At 66.1% G+C, this 6077-nt stretch carries 5 protein-coding genes; 2 read left to right on the top strand and 3 right to left on the bottom strand.

Going from position 1 to position 6077, the window contains the following annotated elements; translation table 11 throughout:
• Window positions 1-465: 465 nt before the first annotated feature.
• Window positions 466-1953, bottom strand: a complete 1488-nt coding sequence (locus DBO33_RS03515) for a catalase (RefSeq protein ID WP_107653747.1) — start codon at window positions 1951-1953, stop codon at window positions 466-468.
• A 71-nt stretch (window positions 1954-2024) separates the two neighbouring features.
• Window positions 2025-2450, bottom strand: a complete 426-nt coding sequence (locus DBO33_RS03510; protein WP_107653746.1) for a Fur family transcriptional regulator — start codon at window positions 2448-2450, stop codon at window positions 2025-2027.
• Window positions 2451-2785: 335 nt separating this feature from the next.
• Between DBO33_RS03510 and DBO33_RS03505 the strand changes: the two genes are divergently transcribed.
• Together DBO33_RS03505 and DBO33_RS03500 are read left to right on the top strand one after the other, a co-directional pair.
• Window positions 2786-4138, top strand: a complete 1353-nt coding sequence (locus tag DBO33_RS03505; protein WP_107653745.1) for a serine hydrolase domain-containing protein — start codon at window positions 2786-2788, stop codon at window positions 4136-4138.
• Between the two features lie 65 nt (window positions 4139-4203).
• Complete coding sequence (locus DBO33_RS03500; RefSeq protein ID WP_107653744.1) at window positions 4204-5544, top strand: serine hydrolase domain-containing protein; 1341 nt, start codon at window positions 4204-4206, stop codon at window positions 5542-5544.
• Between the two features lies 1 nt (window position 5545).
• On the opposite strand, the gene DBO33_RS03495 is transcribed toward DBO33_RS03500, so the two are convergent.
• Window positions 5546-6046, bottom strand: coding sequence for a PaaI family thioesterase (locus DBO33_RS03495; RefSeq protein WP_107653743.1), 501 nt, complete (start codon window positions 6044-6046; stop codon window positions 5546-5548).
• Window positions 6047-6077 lie beyond the last annotated feature (31 nt).

Here is a 6077-nt window from a genome sequence, read left to right as displayed (position 1 = left end):
TCGTCGGCAGCGTCGGATGTGTATAAGAGCCAGCGGCCCCCCATCCGGGTTTCCCACCCCCGAGTGGCGGTGTTGACACAAACAATGCACGGACGGGCTTAGCACGCACTTAAGAACACCTTGCAGGCGGAAAGTCGCTGGAGATGCGGCCATCTGGGCGGCGGATGCGCCGAGCCTGTAGCACCCGGCCCCCGATGGCGGATGATAGAGGTGAGTGGCCGAGGAGATTGGGAGCGACGATGGAAACCGCAGTGGTCTGGGTACTGGCCTGCCTGCTTTATTGGTGGGGCCTGCTGTAGTCATATCTACGCAGCCGCGCCGGGTCTCGGCGTCGGTCCCGCATTCACCCGATTTCGTTGGGCTACCGCCTTGTTCACGGGGCGCGCTGAACGATTCACGGACAAAACGCACAGCAGGTGCGCACCCGAACGGGTGCGCACCTGCTGGTTATCTATATAGCGTCGTTCAGCCCTGCGAAGGCGCCGGCGTCGACGCACCGTCGAGCCCGGCGCGCACACCTTCCTCGACGCGCTTGCCCAGGTCGGGATCCACGTTGGTCCAGTACTCGAAGACGCGGCTCAGCACCGGCTCCTGCACACCGCCGAGCACGTGCCCGACGATGTTGCTCACCAGCCGGTCGCGCTGATCATCGTTGAGCACCTCGCGGACCAGCGTGCCCGCCTGGGTGAAGTCGCCGTCCTCGACGTGCTCGACGTAGCCGGCCCGCACCATCGTCGGGTCGAACTCCCAGAGTCCGCCGTCGGGCGCCAGCGCCGGATCGGCGTGCGGGCCACCGAAGGAGTTGGGCGCGTACACCGGCACGCTCGCGTCGTTGTAGAAGTACCGCATGGCGCCCTCCTTGGAGTAGGAGTTCACCGCCGCGGCCCGCGGCAGGTTCGGCGGCAGCTGTGCGTAGTTGGTGCCGATCCGGTAGCGGTGCGCGTCGGCGTAGGCGAAGACGCGTCCGAGCAGCATCTTGTCCGGCGAGAAGCCGATGCCGGGAACCACATTCGATGGCTCGAAGGCGGCCTGCTCGATGTCGACGAAGTAGTTGGCGGGGTTGCGGTTCAGCGTCCACTTGCCGACCTCGATCAGCGGGTAGTCCTTGTGCGACCACACCTTGGTCAGGTCGAACGGGTTGAACCGGTAGCCCTCGGCCTCGGCGACCGGCATCACCTGCACGTGCACTGTCCAGCTCGGGAACTCGCCGCGCTCGATCGCGTCCCACAGATCCTTGCGGTGGTAGTCGGCGTTCTCGCCCGCGATGCGGTCCGCGTCGGCCTGGGTGAGGTAGTCGACGCCCTGATCGGTCTTGAAGTGGTACTTCACCCAGAAGCGCTCACCCGCCGCGTTGATCCACTGGTAGGTGTGCGAACCGTAGCCGTTCATGTGCCGGTAGGTCTTCGGGATGCCACGATCACCCATCAGCCAGGTCACCTGGTGCGCCGTCTCCGGGCGCAGGGTCCAGAAATCCCACTGCATGTTGTGGTCGCGAAGTCCGTTGCCGGGCAGGCGTTTCTGCGACCGGATGAAGTCGGGGAACTTGATCGGGTCCTTGATGAAGAAGACCGGGGTGTTGTTGCCGACGAGGTCGTAGTTGCCGTCCTCGGTGTAGAACTTCACCGCGAAACCCCGTGGGTCGCGCCAGGTGTCGGGGCTGCCCTGCTCACCGGCGACGGTGGAGAACCGAACCAGCGACTCGGTCCGCGCACCCGGCTGGAACAGCTTGGCCTTGGTGTAACGGCTGACATCGTTGGTCACCACCAGCTCGCCGTAGGCGCCCGCGCCCTTGGCGTGCACGATCCGCTCCGGCACCCGCTCCCGGTTGAACTGCGCGAGCTTCTCGATGAGGTAGTGGTCGTGCAGCAGGATCGGGCCCTGAGTACCCGCGGTGAGCGATTCGTTGTCGCTCTCCACCGGCGTTCCGGTGTTGGTGGTTGTCGGCTTGGTCATCGTCGAAGCCTCCTCGGCTGGTGAACAACGTCCCGGGCGGGCTGACCCGGGCTGGTCAAAAATGGCTGCCGCTACGCGGAGCGGCAGGTCGGGCACAGTCCCCAGAAGACGACCTCGGCCTCGTCGACCGAGAACCCGTGCGCGTCATCGGGTGCCAAGCAGGGGGCGCTGCCCACGACACAGTCGACGTCGACGACCGTGCCGCAGTTCCGGCACACCAGGTGGTGGTGGTTGTCTCCGGTCCTGGCCTCGTACCGCGCGGCCGAGCCGGCGGGCTCGATGCGCCGCAGCAGGCCGGCGTGCACGCAGGCGCGCAACACGTCGTAGACGGCCTGGGTGGACACCGAACCCAGCGCTTCGCGCACGGTGGCGGCCACCCGATCCGCATCGGCATGCGGGGTGGCGGCGACCGCCTCCAGCACCGCGACCCGCGGGGCGGTGACCCGCAGACCGGCCGCGCGCAGTTGCGCCGTGGCGTCGGTGTGGTTGGTGTGCATGTACTCGATACTCCTCCTTTTCTGGAATTAGTCAAGAAAAGGATCGTGTCCAGCGTGGCGCAGATCACCTTCGCCTGCGTGGAATACATCCGGGTGGCCGGTCGTTGAAGCTCACTGTCGGCGTCCGGACAGCCCCGGGCCTCACCCCTTTGTCGCTACGAGCGACCACCCGCCGAGAGGCGCTTGTGGGACGTCGACCTCGAGTCGTGACGCTGGCGTGGCGTCCGGCGACTCAGCGCCGCCAGGTTTTGCGACCTGGCGGCGTTTGTGATTTCCGGCCCGGCTCGCCGCTCGGTGGCCGGGGTTGGCCGAGTGACCGCGATAGCCTCGTGCGCATGGGGCGATTCGGTGGGTTTCTCGTCGTGCTCGCTGCGTTATCGCTGGTGGCGGGCAATATGTCCACCAGTAGAGCGCAGGCGGTACCCCATCGCGCGGCCGACGAGGTGCGCTGCACGCCGCAGTCCGGGCGCGAGTTCGCGCGGGCGAAGCCGGAGCAGGTCGGCCTGGACAGCGAACGCCTCGCGGCGGCGTTGACCTTCGCCAGCTCCCGCAACCGGCTGAATGTGCAGGTGTTCCGGCACAACTGCCTGATCGGCGAGGGCCCGACGAACGACCAGACCGGCAACGTCGCCTGGAACATCTGGAGTTCCACCAAGAGTGTCGTCTCGCTGGTCGCCGGGATCGCCTGGGACCAGGGCAAGCTCGATCTCGCCGCACCGATCGACCGCTACCTGCCCGCCGAGCTCGGCGACACCGAGCATCGCTCGATCACCGTGCAAAATCTGCTCACCGAATCCTCGGGACTGAAGATCGGCGCCCTCACCGAGGGCATCACCGGGGTGGTCCCGATCGATCCGAACAGCGCGGTGCAAGCGCTGGGCATGCCGCTGGAGAATCCGCCGGGCACGGAGTTCAGCTACAGCCAGCGCAATGTCGACCTGCTCACGTACGTGCTCGAACTGGCCGTCGGCGAACCGCTGCAACAATTCGCGCAGCGCGAGCTGTTCGATCCACTCGGTATCCAGCGCGACGACTACTACTGGGCGCGCGATCGGGCCGGGCACACCTACGGCTACGCCCATCTGATGATCCCGCCGAACGATTTCGCCAAACTCGGGCTCCTCGTCAGCAATGACGGACGCTGGGGCGCAGTGCAAGTCATCTCGGAGCAGTATCTGCGGCGAGCATTGACGCCCTCGTCCGCCAACGACTGCTACGGGTATCTGTTCTGGGTCGGACCCGAGTGCGCGGCGAGCCTGTACAACGTGCCGCCCGACCTGTTCATGATGGACGGCCTCGGCATGCAGAACGTCTTCGGCATTCCGAGCCTGGACCTGACGGTGGTGTGGACCGGATTCTTCGGCAATCGCAGCAGCAAGGGCCTCACCGGCACCCTGCAGAACCAGGCCGAGCTGCCGTATGAGTTCTTCCGCAAATTGTTCGCCGCATTCCATCAGCGGCCGCTGCCCGATCCAGGTCCGTTCGTCGAACCGCAGGTGGAATTGGACCCGAGACAGTTCGTCGACCCGAATATCCTGCTCGCCGTATTCGGTATCGGGCCGGACACCTATCCCGGCTGCAATGTCTTCTCCTGCCTGGACTATCCGCTCGCTCCGCCCTTTTGGGACACCGCACCGGGTTGCGCGATCCTGGTGTGCCTCGGTCCCGGCGCCCCGGGCATCGACTGACCCCCGGCGCACCACAACACGCCATTCCCCCGTCCACGGCGACCTCGCACGATAACCTCGTGCACATGGGGCGATTCAGTGGGTTCCTGGTCGGGTTCGCCGCGTTATCGCTGGTGGCGGGCAACGTATGCACCGGGAGTGCGCAGGCCGCCGCCGACCCGGTGTCCTGCGAAGTGCGCTCCGACCGCGAATTCGCCCGCGCGCTACCCGAGCAGGTCGGTATCGACAGCGCGGGGCTCGCGGACGCCTTGGCTTTCGCCGCCACCCGAAACCGGATCAATGTGCAGGTATTTCGGCACAACTGCCTGATCGGCGAGGGCTCGACGAACGCACAGACCGGCAATGTGGCGTGGAATATCTGGAGTGCCACCAAGAGTATCGTCTCGCTGCTCGCCGGGATGGCCTGGGATCAAGGCACACTCGATATCGACGCACCGATCGATCGGTATCTCCCGCCCGGACTCGGTGACGCCGCGCATCGGTCGATCACCGTGCGGAATCTGCTCACCGAAACCTCGGGCATGAAGGTCGGTGTCTTGACCGAGGGCGCGACCGCGGTCGTGCCGATCGATCCGAACAGCGCGGTGCAGGCGCTCGGTGTGCCGCTGGACAATGCGCCGGGCACGGTATTCAGCTACAGCCAGCGCAATGTCGACCTGCTCAGCTATGTGCTCGAATTGGCGGTCGGCGAACCCCTTCAGCAATTCGCGCAACGGGAACTGTTCGACCCGCTCGGCATCGAACGCGGCGACTACTATTGGGCGCGCGATCGGGCCGGGCACACCTACGGCTACGCGCATCTGCTGATACCGCCGAATGATTTCGCCAAACTGGGCCTGTTGGTCAGCAACGAAGGACGTTGGGGCACACAGCAAATCGTGTCGGCCGATTATCTGCGGCACGCCCGTCAACCCTCGCCGGCCAACCGCTGCTACGGCTATCTGTTCTGGCTCGGGCCGGGCTGTGCGGAATCCGCGACCAACCTGCCGCCCGATACCTACATGATGGCCGGGCTCGGCTTGCAGAACGTCTTCGTCATGCCGAGCCTGGGTCTGACGGTGGTGTGGACCGGGTTCTACGGCAATGTCAGCCGGTACGGGCTGACCGGCACCATCCAGAACATCGCGGAGCTGCCGTACGAGTTCTTCCGCAAGCTGTTCGCGGCGTTCCATGAGCAGCCCATTCCCGACCCCGGTCCGTACGTCGAACCACCGGTGCGGCTGAACCCGAGCCAGTTCGTCGACCTGAACTTCGTGCTCGCGGTATTCGGCGCCGGACCGTACGCCTACCCGGGCTGTGATGTGCTGTCCTGCTTGCACTATCCCCTGGCGCCGCCGTTCGCGGATACCGCGCCAGGGTGCACGATCGTGATCTGCCTAGGCCCCGGCGCGCCCGGCATCCGCTGAATCACACACCGAGGAAAGGCAATTCGCCGTCTTCGGCACCGTGGGCGCGGAAATGATCCGGCGAGACCACGACGAACAGCGCGTCCGCCTCGGCGATGAGCTCGCCGCCGAGTTCGAGCCGCGCGTAGATGTGCAGCTTGCGGGCGCCCTCGCGGCGGTCCAGGTGCGCGGACACCGTCATCGGGCGGTGCAGCGGAGCGGGTTTGACGTAGTTCACCGTGATTTTCGCGGTCACCGCCGGGATCCCGGCGCCGGTCGGGACACTGCCGCAGGCCTCGTCCAGCACTGCGGCGACTACCCCGCCGTGCGCCAGACCTGGTGCGCCCTGGTGCTTTCGGTCGAAGGTGCAGCTACCGGTGAGGCGGCCGTCCACCAGCGTGGACACCATCGCGACACCGGCTCGATTCTGCGGACCGCAGCCGAAGCAGTGGTCGCCGTGCGGGGCCAATGCATCGCCTGCATCGCGCAGGCCGCGATCGGACGCTTCGGCAAGTCCGGTCATCCGCACTCCTCAATCGGGAATCAACTGTCTC

It is taken from the genome of Nocardia suismassiliense (assembly GCF_900269665.1).
GTDB lineage: Bacteria > Actinomycetota > Actinomycetes > Mycobacteriales > Mycobacteriaceae > Nocardia > Nocardia suismassiliense.
Note: the sequence above shows the minus strand (reverse complement) of the source record. Positions and strands in the feature narration are given on the sequence as shown.

Bases quoted from the DNA above. Each gene is read 5' to 3' on its own strand.
- DBO33_RS03500 (WP_107653744.1), top strand. From the start codon at position 4,204: ATGGGGCGATTCAGTGGGTTCCTGGTCGGGTTCGCCGCGTTATCGCTG.
- DBO33_RS03510 (WP_107653746.1), bottom strand. From the start codon at position 2,450: ATGCACACCAACCACACCGACGCCACGGCGCAACTGCGCGCGGCCGGT.
- DBO33_RS03505 (WP_107653745.1), top strand. From the start codon at position 2,786: ATGGGGCGATTCGGTGGGTTTCTCGTCGTGCTCGCTGCGTTATCGCTG.
- DBO33_RS03515 (WP_107653747.1), bottom strand. From the start codon at position 1,953: ATGACCAAGCCGACAACCACCAACACCGGAACGCCGGTGGAGAGCGAC.
- DBO33_RS03495 (WP_107653743.1), bottom strand. From the start codon at position 6,046: ATGACCGGACTTGCCGAAGCGTCCGATCGCGGCCTGCGCGATGCAGGC.